General features: G+C 47.7%; 21 protein-coding genes. All 21 read right to left on the bottom strand.

The window, feature by feature from the left end; all coding sequences use genetic code 11:
* Positions 1 to 6: 6 nt before the first annotated feature.
* The 21 genes from ACFVS2_RS02270 to trpE all read right to left on the bottom strand — a co-directional run bounded on the left by ACFVS2_RS02270 (position 7) and on the right by trpE (position 19,339).
* The gene (locus tag ACFVS2_RS02270) at positions 7 to 822 is read right to left on the bottom strand and encodes a sporulation protein YpjB (RefSeq protein WP_173617911.1); all 816 of its coding nucleotides are present in this window, start codon (positions 820 to 822) and stop codon (positions 7 to 9) included.
* A 48-nt stretch (positions 823 to 870) separates the two neighbouring features.
* A complete protein-coding gene (locus tag ACFVS2_RS02265) occupies positions 871 to 1,470 on the bottom strand; it encodes a DUF1405 domain-containing protein (RefSeq protein WP_173617912.1) in 600 nt (199 codons plus the stop codon).
* Between the two features lie 76 nt (positions 1,471 to 1,546).
* On the bottom strand, positions 1,547 to 2,338 hold the full coding sequence (locus tag ACFVS2_RS02260) for a menaquinol-cytochrome c reductase cytochrome b/c subunit (protein WP_173617913.1): 792 nt from the start codon (positions 2,336 to 2,338) through the stop codon (positions 1,547 to 1,549).
* A 28-nt stretch (positions 2,339 to 2,366) separates the two neighbouring features.
* A complete protein-coding gene (gene qcrB, locus ACFVS2_RS02255; RefSeq protein ID WP_012686173.1) occupies positions 2,367 to 3,038 on the bottom strand; it encodes a menaquinol-cytochrome c reductase cytochrome b subunit in 672 nt (223 codons plus the stop codon).
* 1 nt (position 3,039) lies between these two features.
* Positions 3,040 to 3,558 carry a Rieske (2Fe-2S) protein gene (locus tag ACFVS2_RS02250; RefSeq protein ID WP_007716590.1) on the bottom strand — a complete coding sequence of 173 codons (519 nt, stop codon included), beginning with the start codon at positions 3,556 to 3,558 and terminating at the stop codon, positions 3,040 to 3,042.
* A 252-nt stretch (positions 3,559 to 3,810) separates the two neighbouring features.
* Positions 3,811 to 4,233 (bottom strand): DUF2487 family protein, encoded by a 423-nt coding sequence (locus tag ACFVS2_RS02245; protein ID WP_173617914.1) that lies wholly within the window; start codon positions 4,231 to 4,233, stop codon positions 3,811 to 3,813.
* Between the two features lie 89 nt (positions 4,234 to 4,322).
* Positions 4,323 to 4,538 carry an IDEAL domain-containing protein gene (locus tag ACFVS2_RS02240; protein WP_007716588.1) on the bottom strand — a complete coding sequence of 72 codons (216 nt, stop codon included), beginning with the start codon at positions 4,536 to 4,538 and terminating at the stop codon, positions 4,323 to 4,325.
* 9 nt (positions 4,539 to 4,547) lie between these two features.
* On the bottom strand, positions 4,548 to 5,666 hold the full coding sequence (locus ACFVS2_RS02235) for a hypothetical protein (protein WP_173617915.1): 1,119 nt from the start codon (positions 5,664 to 5,666) through the stop codon (positions 4,548 to 4,550).
* 103 nt (positions 5,667 to 5,769) lie between these two features.
* A complete protein-coding gene (locus ACFVS2_RS02230; RefSeq protein WP_173617916.1) occupies positions 5,770 to 6,717 on the bottom strand; it encodes a tetratricopeptide repeat protein in 948 nt (315 codons plus the stop codon).
* Positions 6,718 to 6,845: 128 nt separating this feature from the next.
* Positions 6,846 to 7,496, bottom strand: a complete 651-nt coding sequence (locus ACFVS2_RS02225) for a zf-HC2 domain-containing protein (RefSeq protein ID WP_173617917.1) — start codon at positions 7,494 to 7,496, stop codon at positions 6,846 to 6,848.
* The gene (locus tag ACFVS2_RS02220) at positions 7,493 to 8,083 is read right to left on the bottom strand and encodes an RNA polymerase sigma factor (protein WP_007716581.1); all 591 of its coding nucleotides are present in this window, start codon (positions 8,081 to 8,083) and stop codon (positions 7,493 to 7,495) included. The genes ACFVS2_RS02225 and ACFVS2_RS02220 overlap by 4 nt, the downstream gene beginning before the upstream one ends.
* Before the next feature lie 147 nt (positions 8,084 to 8,230).
* Positions 8,231 to 9,352, bottom strand: coding sequence for an amidohydrolase family protein (locus ACFVS2_RS02215; RefSeq protein WP_390230407.1), 1,122 nt, complete (start codon positions 9,350 to 9,352; stop codon positions 8,231 to 8,233).
* 320 nt (positions 9,353 to 9,672) lie between these two features.
* Positions 9,673 to 10,956: a 3-phosphoshikimate 1-carboxyvinyltransferase gene (gene aroA, locus ACFVS2_RS02210; protein ID WP_390230404.1), complete on the bottom strand. Its 1,284-nt coding sequence runs from the start codon at positions 10,954 to 10,956 to the stop codon at positions 9,673 to 9,675.
* A 91-nt stretch (positions 10,957 to 11,047) separates the two neighbouring features.
* Positions 11,048 to 12,151 (bottom strand): prephenate dehydrogenase, encoded by a 1,104-nt coding sequence (locus ACFVS2_RS02205; RefSeq protein WP_390232365.1) that lies wholly within the window; start codon positions 12,149 to 12,151, stop codon positions 11,048 to 11,050.
* A gap of 71 nt (positions 12,152 to 12,222) precedes the next feature.
* Positions 12,223 to 13,317, bottom strand: a complete 1,095-nt coding sequence (hisC, locus tag ACFVS2_RS02200; RefSeq protein ID WP_390230401.1) for a histidinol-phosphate transaminase — start codon at positions 13,315 to 13,317, stop codon at positions 12,223 to 12,225.
* Positions 13,318 to 13,346: 29 nt separating this feature from the next.
* Positions 13,347 to 14,165 (bottom strand): tryptophan synthase subunit alpha, encoded by an 819-nt coding sequence (trpA, locus tag ACFVS2_RS02195; RefSeq protein WP_390230398.1) that lies wholly within the window; start codon positions 14,163 to 14,165, stop codon positions 13,347 to 13,349.
* A 2-nt stretch (positions 14,166 to 14,167) separates the two neighbouring features.
* The gene (trpB, locus tag ACFVS2_RS02190) at positions 14,168 to 15,388 is read right to left on the bottom strand and encodes a tryptophan synthase subunit beta (protein ID WP_390230396.1); all 1,221 of its coding nucleotides are present in this window, start codon (positions 15,386 to 15,388) and stop codon (positions 14,168 to 14,170) included.
* A complete protein-coding gene (locus ACFVS2_RS02185) occupies positions 15,351 to 16,019 on the bottom strand; it encodes a phosphoribosylanthranilate isomerase (RefSeq protein ID WP_390230393.1) in 669 nt (222 codons plus the stop codon). Before ACFVS2_RS02185 ends, trpB begins: the two co-directional genes overlap by 38 nt.
* Complete coding sequence (gene trpC / locus ACFVS2_RS02180; protein ID WP_390230390.1) at positions 16,016 to 16,816, bottom strand: indole-3-glycerol phosphate synthase TrpC; 801 nt, start codon at positions 16,814 to 16,816, stop codon at positions 16,016 to 16,018. Before trpC ends, ACFVS2_RS02185 begins: the two co-directional genes overlap by 4 nt.
* Positions 16,806 to 17,831, bottom strand: a complete 1,026-nt coding sequence (trpD, locus tag ACFVS2_RS02175; protein WP_390230386.1) for an anthranilate phosphoribosyltransferase — start codon at positions 17,829 to 17,831, stop codon at positions 16,806 to 16,808. Before trpD ends, trpC begins: the two co-directional genes overlap by 11 nt.
* Entirely contained in the window at positions 17,825 to 19,339 is a 1,515-nt protein-coding gene (gene trpE, locus ACFVS2_RS02170) for an anthranilate synthase component I (protein ID WP_390230383.1), read from the bottom strand. Before trpE ends, trpD begins: the two co-directional genes overlap by 7 nt.
* Between the last annotated feature and the right edge of the window lie 234 nt (positions 19,340 to 19,573).

Here is a 19,573-nt window from a genome sequence, read left to right as displayed (position 1 = left end):
CATCTATTACGTCGAACGGATTTCTCCATCATATTTCTTCCACGCCACATAAGACAAGGCCATGATCAAAGCAATCGAAATCGATGCGAGAATAACAATAGGTGAATCTGGCCGCATCATTAGACGAGCAAACGTACTCTTCTCTTCTCCCACAAAAGCCACTTGAAAAGAGCCGGTCAATTCTCGCAACGCCTCTCGTACCAGCTGCCAATCTACTTGGCTGTTTCGCATCTCTTTGGATATGATATCGTACGCAACCGTAATCGAGGACATTTGGCCCTCTGGAAGCTGAATACTCATCCCCGGCTTAATGGCCAAAAATAATCGGTAATTTTCATCGAACTGTTCGCGAAACTGACTGAAATTCCGTTCAACAGCCGATAGCTGCAGGTTTTGGACCTGTGTGACGAGAGAAGGATAGTAACTACGCCACATCGGCTGGTGATCATGCGTCAGTGCGTCTATGGCGATACGGACCCGTGTGGCATGCCACAGCAATTGCTGTTCACTTGCGTTTGCGGAAGCAAAGCTTTGCTTGGCTGCTAGTATGGACTGTGTCACTGCATTCAGACTCTCAATTCGTATCGGATTGGGCAAATGCTGGTTCGGGAATCGTTCTGCGAGCTGTACAATCCGCTGCTCTGCCCCTTCAAGATCTCCCTTTTTTGCATACGTCAGTAACTCATGCGCAATTTGATCTAATGCTGCCAACTGCTTTTCTTCTATCGGTTGATTCAGCTTCGAGTACAAATTATGAATGGGCCACGACAAGAACAACCCGATCATGAGAAAGAATAATAAAAACCGGATGTTTTTCTTCAACGCAAATAACCTCCTTCCCTAGTACAGCCTATGGAAAGGAGGACAAGATTAGACCTTATTTGTCGTATACTTCATATTCACCCACCAGATCACCGAGATCGAGATCAGGCTGAGAAGAACCGTAAACAACCCAACGAAGCCCTCATATGGATCTAGTACACTCGGCAGCCACGGATGGATGTCCATGACGTAATCGAGAAAATCATTATTCAGTGTCCACAGCGCAGCGATTCCCACCGGCAGAAGACTTAGCTTGTAAAAACGCGCATACAAAACAGATTCCACAGCCATGCCGGTGTGGGAAATGATCAGCATCAGGTCTGTCCAACGCACTTCATTGCCCATCAACCAACCAGCCACGATAATGCAGACGGCCCAGACACCATACTTAAAATTGGTGATGCCAGCCAAAGCTTCCAGTACAGGAATGTGGCGACCCAACAAATAGGTAAGGAGTACAAGCGAAAAAAGTCCGCTACCTGTCGGGCTGTCCGGGACAAAAGGAATCAAATATGCTGGTGTCTCAGCCAATTGGTTACCGTACCAGATAAATCCATATATGGTTCCCAAAAAGTTGACGACGAACAGCGTCCAAAGAAACCACCTTTTGCCCAAAGATTGCCGAAACCACTCCCATATCCAGATCATCTATAATCGTCTCCCGCTGTGTACGCCGCTAACGAAAAAGCTGACCGCATTACCAGCCAGCTTTTCCCCTATTAGCTTATTTCAAGCCAGCCATGTATTCAGCTAGCTTTGCGATTTCTGCATCATCTTTGAGCAAACCGGCTGGCATTCCGCCTTTACCGTTCTTGATGACGTCAGTAATCTTGGCTGCATCCAAAGTTGCACCGATTTTTTGGAGGTTTGGACCCATGCCACCCTCCATGTTTTTACCATGGCATCCCATACAGCTTGTTTGCGCTTTCCAAAGCGCATCTGCTGTAAAGCTGGTGTCAGCCGGAGCAGGTGCAGTTGCACTAGATCCCTGTTTACCACCAGTTCCTTTACCTTTATCTGGGTGAGCCAGATGATATTCATGGTTTGCCGCCCAAGTCAGGTAGAAAATACCAACGAGTGCCGTCAGCATCAAGCCTGTAGCAACTGGACGCTTGCTAGGACGACGCTCTTTGCTGGTATCCAGCCAAGGCGCCAGCATCAGTGCACCAAATGCGATACCTGGAATAACAACGATTCCAAGAACGACCCAATCCCCTGCAGCCCATGGATATTTCAGCAATTGATACAGGAACAAGAAGTACCAGTCTGGCAACGGAATGAATGAAGTATCATTCGGGTTTGCTTTGTCAGTTAACGGCGACGGATGTGAGACCGTTAACACAAGGAAACCAACCAAGCAAACGGCTGCCACCATCCACTCTTTCAACAGGAAGTTTGGCCAAAACGGCTCGTTTTTACCCGGAAAGTCGGAGTAGGATGGAGAAATGTTTGGAATACGCTTCGCCGATACTCGGGAATCTCCGACGAAGGTAGCATCTTTATCTTGTTTTGCCATGCTATTTCCTCCTTTTTTCGAAGACCAATTATAGTGGACCCGAGATACCTTGCGAACGGATCATAACAAAGTGAGCTCCCAACAGTCCAAGCAGTGCGCCTGGGAGGAAGAACACGTGAATCGCGAAGAAACGGGTAAGGGTTTGCGCCCCTAGAATGTCTCCACCTGTGAGCAAAGTTTTCACATATGGACCGATGAAAGGTACAGAGTCAGCGATCTGCACACCTACTTTGGTCGCAAAGTATGCGGTGTTATCCCAAGGCAAGAGGTAACCTGTGAAACCGAGGCCCAGCATAACGAAGAAAATCAGTACGCCGACTACCCAGTTCAATTCACGAGGCTTTTTGTAAGCACCTGTAAAGAATACACGCAGAGTATGTAGGAACATCATCACGATTACCAAGCTGGCACCCCAGTGATGCATACCGCGTACGATTACCCCGAACGCTACTTCGTTCTGGAGGTACTTAACGGATTCGTAAGCATTGATAACGTCTGGTACATAATACATCGTCAAGAACATACCAGACAAGATTTGAATAACGGTAATAAAGAACGTAAGTCCACCAAAGCAGTAAACAAAAGCTGAAAAATGATGTGCCGGGTTCACGTGCTCAGGTACTTCGTGGTCAGCCAAGTCACGCCACATCGGAGTGATGTTTAAGCGCTCGTCGACCCAATCATACATTTTTTGCATCATTTTAGCCGTTCACCCCCGGACGAGGATTTGCTTTTACTTTACCTAAATACAATTTTCCATCTTTGACTTCTGTCTCATACTCATCAAGAGAGGCCGTCGGTGGCGTTCCCAAAATGTGCTCGCCATTGATCGAATAACGACCCATGTGGCAAGGACAGAAGTACTCATTTGGTTGTCCTGGGCCAGTTCCCCAGTCAACCGTACACCCTAAGTGCTTACAGATCGGGGACAGAGCAAGAATCTCACCCTTGTCGTTCTTGGTAACCCATGCAGTAAGTGTAGATTCTGATTCATACCAACCGTCCTTGGTATGGACCTTGAATTCTACGCGTTTTGGCACGGCACTAAACTCATCCGGACTGCCGACAGCTACTTTATCTCCACCTGCATGTCCTTGCAGAAGGGGGTCTACCGCAAAGCGAATCATTGGGGTGATCATTCCCGCAGCAAGGAATCCGCCAGTTCCCATCAGGGCGTAGTTCAAAAATGTACGCCTGGAAATTTCGCGTTTGTCTCCCATATCTTTTTTCCCTCCTTATCCTGTAAAATAGCGCTACGATGGCATTTTCATACATATACACTAGGTCAATCCCAATCATAGCTAACGCCTATAAAGATGTCAAGAATGTCCAGTGGACATGTCTTTACCCAAACGATGTGTGACAGGATATTGTTGCCAGATTGTCAAATTTAAGACCTTGCCCCACCCATTTTTCTGTAGTATTACCGGAAAACGCTTTCTCTATTGCGTCTCTTTTTTATGTCAAACCGATTATCCCCGGACGGTTTGCCACAACTTGATGACCTCTTTGTACAGCACATCCACAGTCACTTCAAAACGCAAAGAAGATTCCAGATCTTCTTCCCCTACCAATAAGGTTAATACGCCTTCTTCTGCTCGTTCCTTTAATTGAATCTGTTCTCCGCGAAAATGAAGCAGTACTTTATAGGGGAATTCCGCCGGTGTTCGTTGTTCCAGCTGCTCTTCTCCGATTTGATAGCTTAACGGAAATAGCAGCACGCGTCCCTTCAGTCGCTGCTCAATCCCAGCCGCTACATTTAATAAGTAGTTCATGCGTACAACATGCTCTTCTACTTTTCTGTCCGCGTTGTACAAATAAAGAGGGAGCAGCGCGGTATCCACAAAGGACCGCAACTCCTCCCAGTTTTCAAAATCGTTCAGGTTCCACTGCATAGAGCCGTCTCCTCATTTCCTTGTTCATTTCTGGAAACAAGCGTACCATGAATGGTCGGAGACTCGCAATAACGCATACGATTATGTATTTAGGCTTGCTCGTAAGCCATGATTTCTTTTAATTCGTCTGTTAAGCGCAAAAACAGCTCTTTGTTTTTCGATGCAAGTGCCTCATCAATCTCCTGAATTAGCGTGCGCTTGCGATATTGACGCATCTGCTCGTCGATCACCATTTCAGATAGCAAACCGGAAACCATTTGATTGTTCGTTCCGTACGCGTTGGAATAGAAATTCGGCCACTCCATACCCATCCCTCACTTCAATAAAATAGTCGTTTCGGTAAAACCATTGTATTTTCGAAGCCAAGTCTGGCTCGCATACGTTGCGGTGTATAACCACTGTCCCTGTTCGTCTTGGCCGACGCGCAACAATCCTAGATGCACCATCATTTTGCATACCCGATTCACCAAGATATCCGTAGGCGAATCGTAGTAAAACTCTTTCATCCAATGGAGCAGCGTGTCCATCAACGATTGCTGACTTACCCAACCACCCGACGCGATCAACGGAATGAGCTGAACCAGCATCGGCAAGTTCGGGACAGCCCGCTTGTACAGCCTCATCCAGAAACGAATGACATCATGGTACAATTGATCGTTATACGGTTGCTCCAGTCGCTCCCTCCCTGCTTCCGTTACTGCTACCTTGCCGTCCACTTCTTCTATCCATCGGTGATAGTAGCAGAAATCGTAGAGCAAGGAAAAACGGTCAGGGTATAAATCAAAGTGCAGACCGTAACCAAAACGCCATTTTTGCGGCAATAGCGGCTCTTCTTTTACGAACAAAAATTGAAAAAGCTGCTGCTGATGACGCTTGTACATGCCACCTTCTGCGGTTAATGGTACTGGCTCCTGCTGGAGAAATTGTAAAAATTGCATGATATCATCGCATAGTGCTGTCCCTTCATCCCTGTAAGCTTGCGGACCGGGATGAAGAAATACGTTTGACTCACGCCACTTTGTCAGCCACGCTTGCAAGTACGGCTCACGGATGTCCAGCGGAATTTGATACTGCCCTACGGTTTTACTTTTCGCCGGAAAAATCCATCCTCGCTTCATTGCAGCTGCGACAAACCTTCGCCCTTCCTCCTGCTTTTTTTCCTTTTCACACTCCAGTGCCACCCCGGCTTTCGCCAACAAATCCTCAAGCGACATGACCGTACGCTTGTCCAGGAACAATTGAAGCAAAAAATGGGTTTCTGCACTGCTCAGCTGCTCAACTTCTTGAGAGATTGTCAACCTGTGCCTCAAGCTAGACAACAGCGACGTAATTAATTCGTTTTTGGAATGAGGGTTGCATTCGCATCCGTAATGGTTGGCAATCTGATGGAGCTGCCGGATATCGGTGTACACCAAGATCTCAGCCAAGTTCATCTGTGCATCCCTTCTTTACGATGGCTTACTTGTCTCTCATTCTTGCCAAAATGCGGAAAAATAAACAGGAAGCCACCGAAGTGACTTCCTGTTTGTCTATTTTTTATTGCTCTTCGTCGGATTCATGGTCCCACAGGTCATGAAGCTGTTGGTATTCTTTTGCTTCCTCATAGCGCCCGGCTTGAGTCAAAAGGGCAATCAGCCTTCGGATTTGATCCAAATCGAAACCTGACAATGATACATATTGCTTTAGCGCCTCAATAGCTGCTTCTGTTTTCCCCTTTGAAAGATTCACATCTGCAGCTAATGGGTAAGCAGCCACATACTCCTCGTCAACCGCTTGCAAACTACTGACCAATTCTGCTGCTTCATCCAGTCGTCCTACGTGGAATGCCATCAGTGCACATCCGTAGAGTACTTCTGGCGAACGATCCATGACCAGCGCCTGACGGAATACTTGGTAAGCCTGTTCGAATTGACCGCTTTGTGCGTACGAGCGTCCCTTCGTCAAAAGCATGGACAGACTTTCATCGCCGGCTTGTTCCAGGAGCTTCATTGCTTTCTCGTCTTCTCCAATGCGGAAATACAAGTTACCCAGCGCTGCCATAATATCTTGGTTGTCTGGCTCCTTTAGTCTTGCTTGTTCCAGATACTTGACCGCTACTTCATCTAAATCTTGGAGTGAATACAGATCCGCTAACAACAAGTCAAGCTGGATGCTTTCAAAGCCAGATTCTTTGCATTCATAGAGAAGGTGTTGCGCCGTCTCAAAATCACTGGAATCCAAAGCAATCTCCGCCAACAGCAGCTGGCATTCTCTGCGCAAAGAGGAGTCCATTTGCGGATTTTTGGCCATGACATCTGTCAGCAATTGACTCGCCTCTTCCATATGACCGAGTCGATACCAAACCTCTGCCAAATACATCATGACATCCGGCAAATCTTTTCCGTGCTCCTGAACCTTTTGCAAAGCGGTCAAGCCCAACTCCACTTCATCGTTTTCGATCCGCTTGATCGCTTCGTCTATGACATACAGCCACTTTTTCGGCATTTCTTTCACCTCATATGTATTTTGCGTGGCCTTGTTGCTCTACGCGCTTGCTGAACAACCACTCTAATAAAATAGCCACAAAAGACCGTCCGAAGACGGTCTTTTCTTTTACTCTTGATCATATACCATTATGCTCGCGTTAGCCAGCTCATTGTAAGAACAGTAATAAGGATTCCAAAAATACTAAGTACAATGCTGTAATTCGGCTTGGCTAAATCAGTAGAAGTCGGCTTCCCATCAAGCGGCACGATCGAAGCAGTAGCATGTTCCAGAGAATCTCCTTGCGACGTATATGGCTGAGCTTCAACCACGTATGTACCGTCGTCCGTTTGCATGGAAGAAGAAATGACTTGCGCCTTTGGTGAGTTCATCTCCATAACTTCTCCGTTAATAACGAGCGAATTCGCATGCTCTGTGGTACTTGTATTCACATATAAAGTGAACGAAAAAACCATCAGCAACAAAACAGCTACACTCGCACCCATGCGTCGCATTCTCGCTGTCACGCTGAAAATTTTTCTGCCAATCGGGATCGCCCACTGCTCTTCCGATAAAATACGGGCCATCACCGCGTCTACAATGGAACGTGATGGGGTTACAGAATGGTATTCTTCTTTATCCATTTCCATCCACTCACCACTGTCCGACCAAATCTCATAGTCGGAACGACAGGCATAGCATGCAGCCATATGGTGATCAACCCGGCGTTGGGTCACCTCAGGCAACAGATTTTCGGCGTATTCAGGCAGTATTTCCTGAACTTCTTCACATCTCATCATCGATTCATCCCTTCAGCTTCATCCAAATGAGGGTCCAGGATGTAGTTTTCCAACTGTCCACGAATACTTTGCCGCGCTCGAAACAGTAGAGACTTCACAGAGCTCACTGTTAAATCCAGAATCGTAGCGATTTCTGTGTAATCCATTTGTTCGTACTCGCGTAATATCAGTGCTGAGCGTTGCTTCTCTGGTAAACTGTTGATTGCCAGTCTTACCATGCTCTCCCTTTCATTCCGGAGCAAAACTTGCTCAGGCAGTGTCTTGGGAGATGCCATAGGCACTTGCAACGTATCATCCAGATACACGTCAGAATTGCGACTCTTGCGCAATTCACTGAGTACGGAGTTGCGTGCAATCGTATAGAGCCAGGTGGAGAATGTAGCTTCTACATCTCGGAAAGAATGAATGCTCTTATACGCCTTGTAAAACGTCTCCTGACATATATCCTCCGCTATATGCTCTAAATGTGCCTGACGCAAAAGATGAGTGACAAATGAGAGGATCTTTTTTTCATATCGACGAATCAGTTCAGCATAGCATTCCAGATTACCTTCTTTAATCTCTCGGATAAGCTGGGAATCGGTCATGATCAGGATTACCTCCTTGCGATTCCGATCCCTCAGCGGCCTTTTGCATAATTAGACTGCTGGGGATGTAAAAAGTTGCGCGACCTTACGATTCTTTTTCTCGTCTGTCTGCTGTAAACCATTCACGAAAAAACCCCCAAACTGGGGTTATATGACATAAGCGTATGGCTTCGTGTCGATTAAACACTTACCCATACCAATCAAAGGGATAAATCGCATATTTCGATATATCCATTTACCGTTCGACATAACAGATGTTGGAAGATGCATTTCATTAAAATTGAGAATAGTGGAAAGATCATTCTTTGTCAACCAGTTTTCCTTTTTCAGGAAAACGATATCAGCGTCTGCGCCAGTTGTCAAGCTCCCTTTTCGCGGATACAGTCCAATTGCTTTTGCAACATTTGTCGAAGTGAGCCTGACTAGCAAGCAAAGCAATTCTTCTGGCGTACACCAGCTCTTTCGTGTATCAATCCGCACATCGTGAATTGGAGACGCTACTTGCCAGCTCCCAAACCATTGACGATGTAATTGACGAAGACCTTGATCCGTCACTTCAGCAGGCAAACGAAAGATATGCAGGTACGGGTCATTTTCTTCAAAATGAAAGGCCGCTTGAGAATCCGTAATGACGGTGCGTAACCGCCAATAACGAGTAGCCTCCATCCAAATCTGACGAATGAGTTCCCGTTGTTCTTTTTTCAAAAACGGATCATTTTGCACCTGCATGTGCAGGATCGTATGTTTAGACGTATGAAGTTGCAAAAGCGTTTCCCATTTTATTGTGGAAATTTCTTCTGGATTTCGAATCGTGACATGAAACGAAGAATAACCATGGTTCATCCACTCCGCTAAACGGTCACCGTGAAGATCGGTGACATCGATTTCCACATGCCAAACATAATCTAACAAGCTGTTGAAGTGTTGGGTTTGTTGATAGTGAATTTGCGGTCTGCTCATCCAACGCTCTGGCCGGAAGATGTCCACCAGGCTTGTACATCCCGAGCTGATGAGATTTCGCATAGCTTCTATATAAACATCTACATCTTTGATTTTATACAACGAATGTGTCGGGAATGCGACGAAACCGGGCAAAAGATACATACCCGTAGCATCTATTTCTTCATATAAATCGTTGAAAGGGTTTTTCGTCAAAGTATCTTTAGCAATTCGTACAATTTTCCCATGACGGATCCAAATATCTGCTTCTTTCATTCCTAGTGCTGTGACAATCGTTCCCCCGCGTATGACCATCCCTTGCTCCAGCATAGCTCGTCCCCCTCCCACTTCTCATGCACACACTACCCTTGTACGAGCATATGCACAGAAAAGGGAAAAAGTACTAATTAGGGCCAAACCGCTTTTTAAACAAAAAAAGACCGTCGTTGATGTAAGCGCATTCAAACGACGGTAGCACACACGTGCTTTCTTATATTGGATAGGAGTGGAGAGAAACCATACTGTAGTTTTATAATAAACGGAATGTAAGCGCTTGTCAAATCATTTTTGCTAAAATTCGGAACGCTTTGTCTTTGCACAAAAAAAAGAAGCCTGCTACCCTAATAAGGCACAGACTTCTCTCTCATTCTTTATGATTGACTGATTTTCACAAGCAAGTCATGGAAGCCAGGGAACGATACATCAATCGCATCATCATTTTCGATTGTCGTCTCACCATCGGCAACAAGACCTGCAATCGCCATCGCCATGCCAATTCGGTGATCCCCCATGCTATCGATGACAGCCCCTGTCAATCCTGTCTTTCCTTCGATGATCATTCCGTCATCGGTAGGTGTCAACCTAGCACCGAATTTGGAGAGTTGACTAACCACCGTGGCAATACGGTCTGTCTCCTTTACTTTCAGCTCTTCGGCATCACGGATGACGGTATGTCCTTTGGCCTGCGTTGCCATGACCGCAATCACTGGAATTTCGTCAATCAGACGTGGAATGATATCTCCGGCAATTTCAATACCGTGCAGCTCCGAATGCGTCACGAGGAGGTCTGCAACCGGTTCTTCATTTACGATTCGCTCATTCAAAAGCTCCAGGCTTCCCCCCATCGCCTTGACAACATCAATGATGCCCGTGCGGCTCGGGTTGATTCCGGCATTTTCAATCAGAAGAGAACTGCCTGGTACGACCATTACGGCTGCAATCAAAAAAGCAGCGGAAGAAATGTCACCAGGAACAGAAATGGCACGGCCCTTCAGCTTTTGTCCGCCTTCTACTGAAACGGTCAAGCCATCACGCACAACTTGTACACCAAATGCTTGCAGCATACGCTCTGTATGATCACGGGATAAATGCGGCTCTGTTACACTGGTCACGCCTTTTGCCTGCAACCCTGCCAGCATAATCGCTGACTTCACTTGTGCACTTGCAACTGGGGATTGATACGCCATCCCTTGAAGCTCACCGCCTCGAATGGATAACGGTGTGTATTCGCCATCTTTTCTTCCATCGATTTTGGCGCCCATTTGACGGAGCGGTCCGATCACCCGACGCATCGGTCTTTTGGCAATGGACTCATCGCCTTCCATCACCACATGGAAAGGCTGTGTTGCCATGATCCCTGCCATTAAGCGAATGGTCGTACCGGAGTTCCCTACATCCAAATGCTGAGACGGTTCCTGTAAGCCGTACCAGCCTTTGCCTTGTACGGTTACGGCATCTCCTTGTTGTTCAATCTCGATCCCCATCCGACGAAAGCAGCTAATCGTGCTCAAGCAATCGGCACCCGGCAAAAAGCCTTCAATGGTTGTGGTTCCTTCTGCTAGAGCTCCAAACATGACGGCACGATGGGAAATAGACTTATCTCCTGGCACGCGAACGGTACCTTTGATTTGTTTGGCTTGTTGTACGCGTATCATTACTTCCACTCCTTTTCTCTCTCACGCTCTCCCAGATCACCAGTCGCACTGTGAAGCGTCTTCGTTGTAAAGTGTGTTTGCATAAAAAAACTTATGTGCGCTTGTATACATTGTAATCGAAAAAGCGAAGAACTTCCTCTCCCTTTTCCAACTCTTGTTGCGAATGGAACGTAATGCGTAGCACTCCATAAACGTCTTCTCGTGTCTCTCTGATTTGGAGATTCGTGATGTTGATATTTCTTGCTCCCAATAATGTCGTAATTCGTCCGATTTCGCCAGGGTGGTCCGGGATATCGATATACAAATCGTTCAAAGGAGGCAATGCACCCGTTTTGCGCTCAGGCAAGCTATCGCGGAATTCTCGTGCCGTTTTGAAGAAATGCTCGATTCCTTCTGGATCTCCCTGTTCAACAAGGTGAACGACATCTTCCAATGCGTTTGCCCAATCTTTTGCGATTTTCAGGATCGGATCACGGTTTTGCAGCAAAATGTCACGCCACATCTGAGAGTTGCTAGATGCAATGCGCGTAATGTCACGGAAGCCACCAGCCGCAAGGGTTGCATGCCAAGCATTTTCCTCGTCGTACTCTGCCACCAGATTGACCAAAGCAGACGCGAGAATGTGCGGGAAATGGCTGACTGCACCCACGACCTGATCATGCGAAGCCGCGTCCATTTGCACGATTTTTGCGCGAGTCAGTGTGAGTAGTTCAGACAATTGTTTTACTTTTTCTTCAGGCGTTCCCGGTGCTGGTGTCAAAACATAATAGGCGTTTTCCAACAGACGGTCAGAAGCAGCTTCCACGCCGGATTTATGCGAGCCCGCCATCGGATGTCCACCAATAAACGTGACATGATCGGGAATGACATCCGCCGCTTGTCTGACAATACCTGCTTTTGTACTGCCAACATCCGTAATGATCACACCAGGCTGCAGCTCCATTTCCACTAACGAACGAATGGTTGCAACGATTTGCTCTACAGGTGATGCGAGGAAAATAACATTTGCTTCCCGAACTGCGGTCTGCAAATCCGTTGTGCCAGCATGAATGACACCAAGAGTCAGTGCTTTATCCAAACAATCCTGACGTAAATCGTAGCCGACTACCCGAATATTTGGATCGCGTCGCATTGACAGCGCGATTGAGCCGCCAATCAACCCGACGCCGATTACAGTAATGGTGGTTTTTTTCATCTCCACTCTCTATCCTTCCTTCATCTCTCTTTAGACAAAGATGCCGAGGCATGCCCGGCATCTTGAGTCCTTTATTTCAATGCTCCAGTCACGATTTCTTTTAAGACAGAAAGAATCTTATCATTTTGCTCTGTGGTCCCGATGGTAATACGTTGAAAACCTGGGAAGCCTAGTGCATTACCAGAGCGAACGATGATGCCTTGAGAGAGCAGCTTTTTGAATACCTCATCGGAATCCTTTTTCAAATCAACCAAGATAAAATTGGTCTGAGATGGATAGTAGGAAAGCCCCCACTCGTCAAAGGAATCGGTAAACTGCTTCATGCCTTCACGGTTACGATCGCGGCATGTTTTTACAAATTCCTGGTCTTTTAACGCCGCACGTGCTGCTACCTGACCAAGTGTGCCTGTATTGAACGGCTCACGCACATGTTCCAGAGAGGAAATGAGCTCTTCTGACGCGATCCCGTAGCCGATACGTAGGGCAGCCAGACCATAGATTTTGGAGAACGTACGCAAAATAATCAGGTTCGGATACTCAGCGAGCATCGGTACTGTTTGTGGATATTCTGGATCAACCACATACTCGTAGTAAGCCTCATCCAAAACGACCAGTACATCTTTTGGAGCCTTTTTCAGAAAAGCTTCCAACTCGGAGGTTGTTACAATCGTACCAGACGGATTGTTCGGATTACATACCCATACAACCTTCGTCTGTTCGTTGATGGCAGCCGCCATCGCTTCGAGATCGTGAACGCCATCTTTCAACGGCACCTCAATCAAGTCTGCACCTTCAATAATCCCATTTGAGCGATATTGCGAGAACGTTTGCGTCGCCATGACTGCATTTGTTCCTTCGCCCAAAAATGCACGAGAGATCATCAACAGAATTTCATCAGACCCGTTGCCGAAAAATAATTGGCCTGGTTTGACCCCGAGGAAGTCAGCAAGATCCCAGCGTAGACTGAGGCTTGCACCGTCTGGATAAAGGGCCAAGTTGTCCAACTGTTCCGCAATGGCGGCTTTTGCCTTCGGTGAGGAACCAAAAGGATTTTCGTTGGACGCCAGTTTGATGACTTCAGTCAAACCATATTCACGTTTCACGTCATCAATAGGCTTGCCAGGTTGATATACCGGGGCATTGAGTATGCGTTGTTTCGGTTGCATCCACGTTCACTCCAGTCACATTTTTCCCACTATTGTAGCGCACTGGCTAACTGATGTACAAAGGTTTTTATTTTTTCTACTGCTTCTGACATCTGTTTTGGGTCTTTCAGTTGCTCAGCATGTTCCTCGATTTGCTGTACAATGGCACTTCCCACAATGACACCATTCGTATGGGGTGCTACTGCTCGTACCTGTTCCGGCGTGGATATTCCGAAGCCTACCGCAGTAGGAACCGATGTACTGGCCTTTACTCGTTCCAGAAAATCTGCCAAATCCTCTCGCAGGTCCGTACGGGCACCCGTCACACCGAGCGACGATACACAATAAAGAAATCCGGTTGCTTGCTCGCCGATCGTATTGATTCTGGAACTGGAAGTGGGTGCCACGAGCGAAATGACATGAATGCCATTCTGTTTTGCCGCGATTACAGCTGGACCGTTTTCCTCAATCGGCAAATCTGGAATGACAACACCGTCCGCACCATAGGCAGCTAGATCGGAAAAAAAGCGCTCGACACCATATTGCAAAACCGGATTGAAGTAGCTGAATAGGACGATGGAAGCCGCCATACCTGATTCGCGAAGCCTTTTGACCAAATGTAAAGCATCTCCGATCGTCACGCCATTTTTCAGCGCGCGTTCTGAAGCTCGTTGTATCGTTGGACCGTCTGCCAAAGGATCGGAGTAAGGGACGCCGAGCTCGATGAGATCAGCGCCTGCTTCGACCATCGCTTTTACGAGATGAAAGGTTGCTTCTATCGAAGGATCGCCTACCGTTAGAAACGGGATGAATCGTTTGCGATCACGATCCGCGAATAATTGATCGATTCTGTTAAGAGCTGTCGACATGATTACTCTCCCCCTTCTGCTGTCAGCGCTTCTTGAATAGTCAGTACGTCCTTGTCGCCGCGACCAGATAAACAGATAACCAGTATTTTGTCTGAAGACATCTCTTTCGCACGTTTTATCGCTTCAGCTATTGCATGTGCGCTCTCCAGCGCTGGAATGATGCCTTCCGTTTGGCAAAGCACTTGTACTGCCTCGAGTGCTTCCGCATCCGTTACCGATGTATAGGTCACTCTTCCACTGTCTTTGAGATAGGCATGCTCAGGCCCTACTCCTGGATAATCCAAGCCAGCCGAAATCGAATGCGCTTCTTGCACCTGTCCGCATTCATCCTGCAACAAGTAGGTTAAGGAACCATGGATGACTCCCGGGCGTCCAAGTGTTAGTGTTGCCGCATGTTTTTCGGTATCGATTCCTTTTCCTGCCGCTTCTACCCCTCTGAGCGCGACAGACTCATCCTGAATGAATGGATAAAACATGCCAATCGCATTACTGCCGCCACCAACGCAAGCAACAACCTCGTCTGGAAGCCTTCTGAGCATTTGCAGGACTTGACTGCGCGTCTCTTCTCCGATAATTTTTTGGAATTCGCGAACCATGTACGGGTATGGATGTGGGCCAACGACAGATCCGATGACATAAAACGTTTCATCAACATGGGAAACCCAATGGCGAATCGCTTCATTTGTTGCATCCTTAAGTGTACGTGAGCCGGATACCGCAGGGATGACTTCGGCTCCAAGCAGCTTCATCCGAAAAACATTCAACGACTGGCGACGAATATCTTCTTCCCCCATGAACACCTTGCAAGAGAGTCCGAGCTTTGCCGCAACCGTTGCACTTGCCACTCCGTGCTGACCAGCTCCCGTTTCGGCAATAATTGATTGTTTGCCCATGCGCTTGGCTAGCAATGCTTGGCCCAAAGCATTGTTCAATTTATGTGCACCCGTATGGTTGAGATCTTCTCTTTTCAAATAGATTTGGGCGCCACCGACCGCTTTCGTCAAACGCTCTGCATAGGTGAGCGGGGTAGGGCGTCCAGCATACTCGCTGAGCAGTCCATTCAATTCTTGAACAAATGCCGGGTCACGACGTGCTTCTTCAAAAGCAATCTCGAGCTCTGTCACCGCATTCATCAAGGTTTCCGGAATAAACTTGCCTCCGAAGGCACCAAATCGTCCGTTTTCGTCAGGCATGACTCGCGTAGTTGTTTGAATGTTGTTCATGCGCCTTCACCCTCTCCACCAATGTTTTTATTTTTTCGGAGTCTTTTTCGCCATCTGTCTCTACTCCACTGGATACATCGACAATCCCTGCTTGATACTGTCCCATTAATTCTCCGACATTCTCCGCATGAATCCCTCCTGCGATGATGCAGTCTGCTTCCTCGCATGCGTCTTGCAAAGTAGGGATTTGCTCCCACGAAAACTTTTTCCCTGTGCCACCTGCTTGACTAGGGTCATACGTATCAAATAAAAAGGCACTGACAATGCCTCGATAGGATCGGATTTCTTGAGCAGCATCCGCTTCCCCGCCCACTGCCAACGCCTTCCACACCGGAATAGCGAACCGCTCCCGAACTTGCTGGCAAAATTGCGGTGTCTCCTGTCCATGCAACTGGATCACGGATAACGGTGCAACGCTTAGCACTTCCTCCAGCTCTTCCATCGTCGGATTAACGAACACACCAACAGCAGGAGGATGGCCCGGAACGGATGCAAGCAATTGTCCAGCCGTCTGGGCATCAACTTGTCGTTTACTTGGGGCAAAAACAAGGCCTACATAATCGACTTCCAGCTCTTTTAACAGCGCAAGTGTTTCCGCTCGCTTAATCCCACATATTTTCAAACGAGTCATACACTCACCCCCGGCGCTGCTTCTCCCACGAGATCAATGACTGCGCGCTCTACGTCTGTTTGACGCATGAAATGCTCTCCAACCAGCACAGCCCTTGCACCTGCACTTCGTACATTCTCAATATCCGCTGGTGTCGAAATCCCACTTTCGCTCACGATCGTCAATGACGTAGGCAGTTCTGCAATCAACTCATGCGTAACGGCCAGGTCAGTTTGAAACGTATTTAAGTTTCGATTGTTGATCCCGAGCAATTTAGGTTCCATTGCTTGAAAAACAAGCTCGCATTCTTGTTTGTCATGCACCTCAACCAGTACATCCATGCCCAGCTCCTCGGCAGTTTGGTTTAGGTGGCGAAGTGATTCCCGATCGAGAATGGCAGCAATAAGCAACACGCAATCAGCGCCTGCTGCTCTTGCTTCCACGACTTGTATTTCATCAAGTAGAAAGTCTTTTCTGAGTAATGGACGATCAATTGCCTCGTGAATTTGTCTTAGATAGCTCAAGCTCCCTTGAAAAAAGGACTCATCTGTCAAAACAGACAAGCATTCTGCGCGAGCGGCCTGATAAGCCTTCGCGATGGTCACTGCCTGGAAATCAGGTCGGATTAGCCCTTTGGACGGGGATGCTTTTTTCACTTCGGCAATCACGCTAACAGGCCGTACACTCGTCTCCAATGCTTGACGAAATCCGCGTGGACGTTGGACTTCCTTTGTTGCAAAAAGCAATGCTGAAACCGTTGTATCTGTATATAGTCTTGCGATCTCTTCGCGTTTCTTTTCTACGATTTTACGAAGCATGAATCATACCTCCTGCGATGTGACGAACGTGCTCGAGCTTTCGCATTACTTGTCCGCCGTCGATCAGTTCCGCTGCACGTATAACACCTGTTTCAATCGAGCTAACTCGATCTGCGAGATAGAGGATCGCGCCCGCATTCAGCAAAACGATGTCGCGTGCTGCCCCACGTGCTCCGGAAAACACATCGTGAATGATCTTGGCATTCTCAGTCGCATCACCGCCGCGCAAAGCATCCTTTTCATGTCGGCGAAGACCGAACTGCTCTGGCTCGATTTCATATGTCAAAATACGCCCATCACGCAATTCGGCAATATGGCTCGTTCCCGTGACCGTCAATTCATCCAGACCATCCGAGCCTGCGACAACAAGCGCTCTGTTCACATCGAGCTCGTGTAAGACTGCAGCTACATTTGGTAGCAGTTTGGCATCATAGACGCCCATCAGCTGATGGCTGGCTCCTGCTGGATTCGTCAATGGTCCCAGTAAATTAAACACCGTGCGAATCGCCAATTCTTTTCGCGGTCCAGCCGCATGCTTCATCGCTTGGTGGTACAAAGGAGCGAACAGGAAGCAGAGATTGGTCACACGCAGGCAATCTGCCGCGTCCTTTGGAGATAAATTGACGGGCACTCCCAACGCTTCCAATACATCAGCACTGCCGCTTTTGCTGGAAACCGCACGATTCCCGTGCTTGGCAATGCGTACACCGTCAGCTGCCGCAACAATTGCACTCGCCGTCGAAATGTTGAAGGTATGACTTCCGTCTCCGCCTGTTCCGCAAGTGTCTACCAGACCTGGAAGATCGATGGGAAAACTCATCGCCCGCGCTCTCATGGCTTTGGCAAAACCGATAATCTCTTCCACTTGCTCGCCTTTCAAGCGAAGACTCGCTAAAAATGCACCAATCTGAGCCGGAGTTGTCTTTCCATCCATAATCTCGCCCATGGCCTCTTCTGCAACTGTCCGTGTTAAGTGCTTCCCAAGCAGAATTTGTTCCAGCGCGTATGTTAGCATGACAACTCCACCTTTCTGACAAACATCTGTTCAGCTTTTTCCAACGCCGAGAGCATCGCTGCTGCTTTGTTCACCGTCTCTTGATATTCACTCGCAGGGACCGAGTCCGCTACGATGCCTGCACCTGCCTGTACATGTGCGTAGCCATCCTGAAAGAACAACGTTCGAATCGTGATGCAGCTATCGAGTGAACCATCAAATGAAATGTAGCCAATTGCTCCCGCATACAGATGGCGTGCGTCAGGCTCGAGCTCTGCAATAATTTCCATCGCCCGCAGCTTGGGAGAACCAGATACCGTACCAGCCGGAAAAGCACTCAGCAATGCATCGAAAGCATGCAGTCCCTCACGAAGCTTGCCGGTCACATGCGAAACCATATGCATCACATGGGAGTAGTTTTCAATAACCAATGCTTCTTCCACTTTCACGCTTCCGTATGCAGAGACCTTTCCTACATCGTTGCGCCCTAGATCCAGCAGCATGTAGTGCTCGGCTCTCTCCTTTTTATCTGCCAAAAGATCAGCCGCCAACGCAGCATCTTCTTGTGGGGTTGCTCCTCTTTTTCGCGTTCCTGCAATCGGCCGCATCTCTACTTTTTCATCTTCTACACGCACAAGCAGTTCTGGGGATGTCCCGACGACTGTTTCGCCCTCGTATTCGAGATAGTACATGTACGGGGAAGGATTCAACGTACGCAGCAATCGATACACCGCAAAAGGATCGACATCCGTCTTTACGGAAAAACGTTGGGACAACACAACTTGAAAAATGTCGCCGGCTGCGATGTATTCTTTCGCCTGCACAACTAGTTTCTCGTATTGCTCACGCGTCATATTTGGCTCTATTGTTAATGGCGTTGGTGTATCTGCCGCTACTTGAATTCGTTGATCCATTTCAAGCGGAGCGGAAACCTTGGTAACCAGCTCCTCGATTCGTTCGCAGACTTGTTTGTATTTTTCGCCAATAGTGTCTTTGGTGTCTCCCGGCTCCACATGGAGGTTCACAACCAATTGAATTTCCTGCTTCAAATGATCAAATGCGATCATCTCATCAACGAACAGAAAGCGCATATCCGGCACTCGTACAGCTTCCTTCCGATGTGCTGGCAATTTTTCGAAGTAGCGTAGCGTATTGTAGCCGAAAAAGCCTACCGCACCACCACTGAGACGAGGCAGCCCGGGTAGCTTCGGGCTTTTGTAGCGATCGGTTTCTTCACGCAAAAAGGAGACGGGATTTCCTGTCTGGACAAGCTTTTCACCATTGCGATAGGAAACCGTGATTTCTTCACCTTTTGCTTCCACGATTTGAAAAGGGTTCATGCCAATGAACGAAAAACGCGCCCAACGTGCACCACCTTCTACGCTCTCCAGCAAAAAGGAATCACTCGTGCGAATCTTCTGATACAAGCGAATCGGTGTCTCCTGATCCGCTAACAGTTTCATGCTTACAGGGATAAGGGAATACGACGCCGAGAGGGTCTTAACCTCGGCAAGGGAAGGGAAATACATGGACTCTCATCTCCTCAATTAGTGGGAGAGAAAAGGGAATGAGGCATCCACCTTTTCTACACCCGCTTCCTAGAGCGAGAGGTAGGGGGAGAATTTTTTGTATACAAAAAAATCCAGACAAAGAGACCTGGATTGGGTGTCAATATGTACCCAGCCTTCTCTTCTCTCCTCGACCTAACTCATCTCAACTCTGCTCTACTCAATCTCTGCTCTCAGCCGGCTTTTGCTTATTAC

It is taken from the genome of Brevibacillus sp. NPDC058079 (genome assembly GCF_042885155.1).
Taxonomy (GTDB): domain Bacteria; phylum Bacillota; class Bacilli; order Brevibacillales; family Brevibacillaceae; genus Brevibacillus.
The sequence above is the reverse complement of the archived record's forward strand: the minus strand, read 5'-3'. Positions and strand labels throughout refer to the sequence as shown.

Bases quoted from the DNA above. Each gene is read 5' to 3' on its own strand.
- ACFVS2_RS02250 (WP_007716590.1), bottom strand. From the start codon at position 3,558: ATGGGAGACAAACGCGAAATTTCCAGGCGTACATTTTTGAACTACGCC.
- ACFVS2_RS02245 (WP_173617914.1), bottom strand. From the start codon at position 4,233: ATGCAGTGGAACCTGAACGATTTTGAAAACTGGGAGGAGTTGCGGTCC.
- ACFVS2_RS02220 (WP_007716581.1), bottom strand. From the start codon at position 8,083: ATGACCGATTCCCAGCTTATCCGAGAGATTAAAGAAGGTAATCTGGAA.
- ACFVS2_RS02205 (WP_390232365.1), bottom strand. From the start codon at position 12,151: ATGAAAAAAACCACCATTACTGTAATCGGCGTCGGGTTGATTGGCGGC.
- ACFVS2_RS02235 (WP_173617915.1), bottom strand. From the start codon at position 5,666: ATGAACTTGGCTGAGATCTTGGTGTACACCGATATCCGGCAGCTCCAT.
- trpE (WP_390230383.1), bottom strand. From the start codon at position 19,339: ATGTATTTCCCTTCCCTTGCCGAGGTTAAGACCCTCTCGGCGTCGTAT.
- ACFVS2_RS02215 (WP_390230407.1), bottom strand. From the start codon at position 9,352: ATGCTGGAGCAAGGGATGGTCATACGCGGGGGAACGATTGTCACAGCA.
- ACFVS2_RS02225 (WP_173617917.1), bottom strand. From the start codon at position 7,496: ATGATGAGATGTGAAGAAGTTCAGGAAATACTGCCTGAATACGCCGAA.
- ACFVS2_RS02185 (WP_390230393.1), bottom strand. From the start codon at position 16,019: ATGACTCGTTTGAAAATATGTGGGATTAAGCGAGCGGAAACACTTGCG.
- ACFVS2_RS02265 (WP_173617912.1), bottom strand. From the start codon at position 1,470: ATGATCTGGATATGGGAGTGGTTTCGGCAATCTTTGGGCAAAAGGTGG.
- hisC (WP_390230401.1), bottom strand. From the start codon at position 13,317: ATGCAACCGAAACAACGCATACTCAATGCCCCGGTATATCAACCTGGC.
- ACFVS2_RS02260 (WP_173617913.1), bottom strand. From the start codon at position 2,338: ATGGCAAAACAAGATAAAGATGCTACCTTCGTCGGAGATTCCCGAGTA.
- aroA (WP_390230404.1), bottom strand. From the start codon at position 10,956: ATGATACGCGTACAACAAGCCAAACAAATCAAAGGTACCGTTCGCGTG.
- ACFVS2_RS02230 (WP_173617916.1), bottom strand. From the start codon at position 6,717: ATGCCGAAAAAGTGGCTGTATGTCATAGACGAAGCGATCAAGCGGATC.
- trpB (WP_390230396.1), bottom strand. From the start codon at position 15,388: ATGAACAACATTCAAACAACTACGCGAGTCATGCCTGACGAAAACGGA.
- trpA (WP_390230398.1), bottom strand. From the start codon at position 14,165: ATGTCGACAGCTCTTAACAGAATCGATCAATTATTCGCGGATCGTGAT.
- qcrB (WP_012686173.1), bottom strand. From the start codon at position 3,038: ATGATGCAAAAAATGTATGATTGGGTCGACGAGCGCTTAAACATCACT.
- trpC (WP_390230390.1), bottom strand. From the start codon at position 16,816: ATGCTTCGTAAAATCGTAGAAAAGAAACGCGAAGAGATCGCAAGACTA.
- ACFVS2_RS02240 (WP_007716588.1), bottom strand. From the start codon at position 4,538: ATGGAGTGGCCGAATTTCTATTCCAACGCGTACGGAACGAACAATCAA.
- trpD (WP_390230386.1), bottom strand. From the start codon at position 17,831: ATGCTAACATACGCGCTGGAACAAATTCTGCTTGGGAAGCACTTAACA.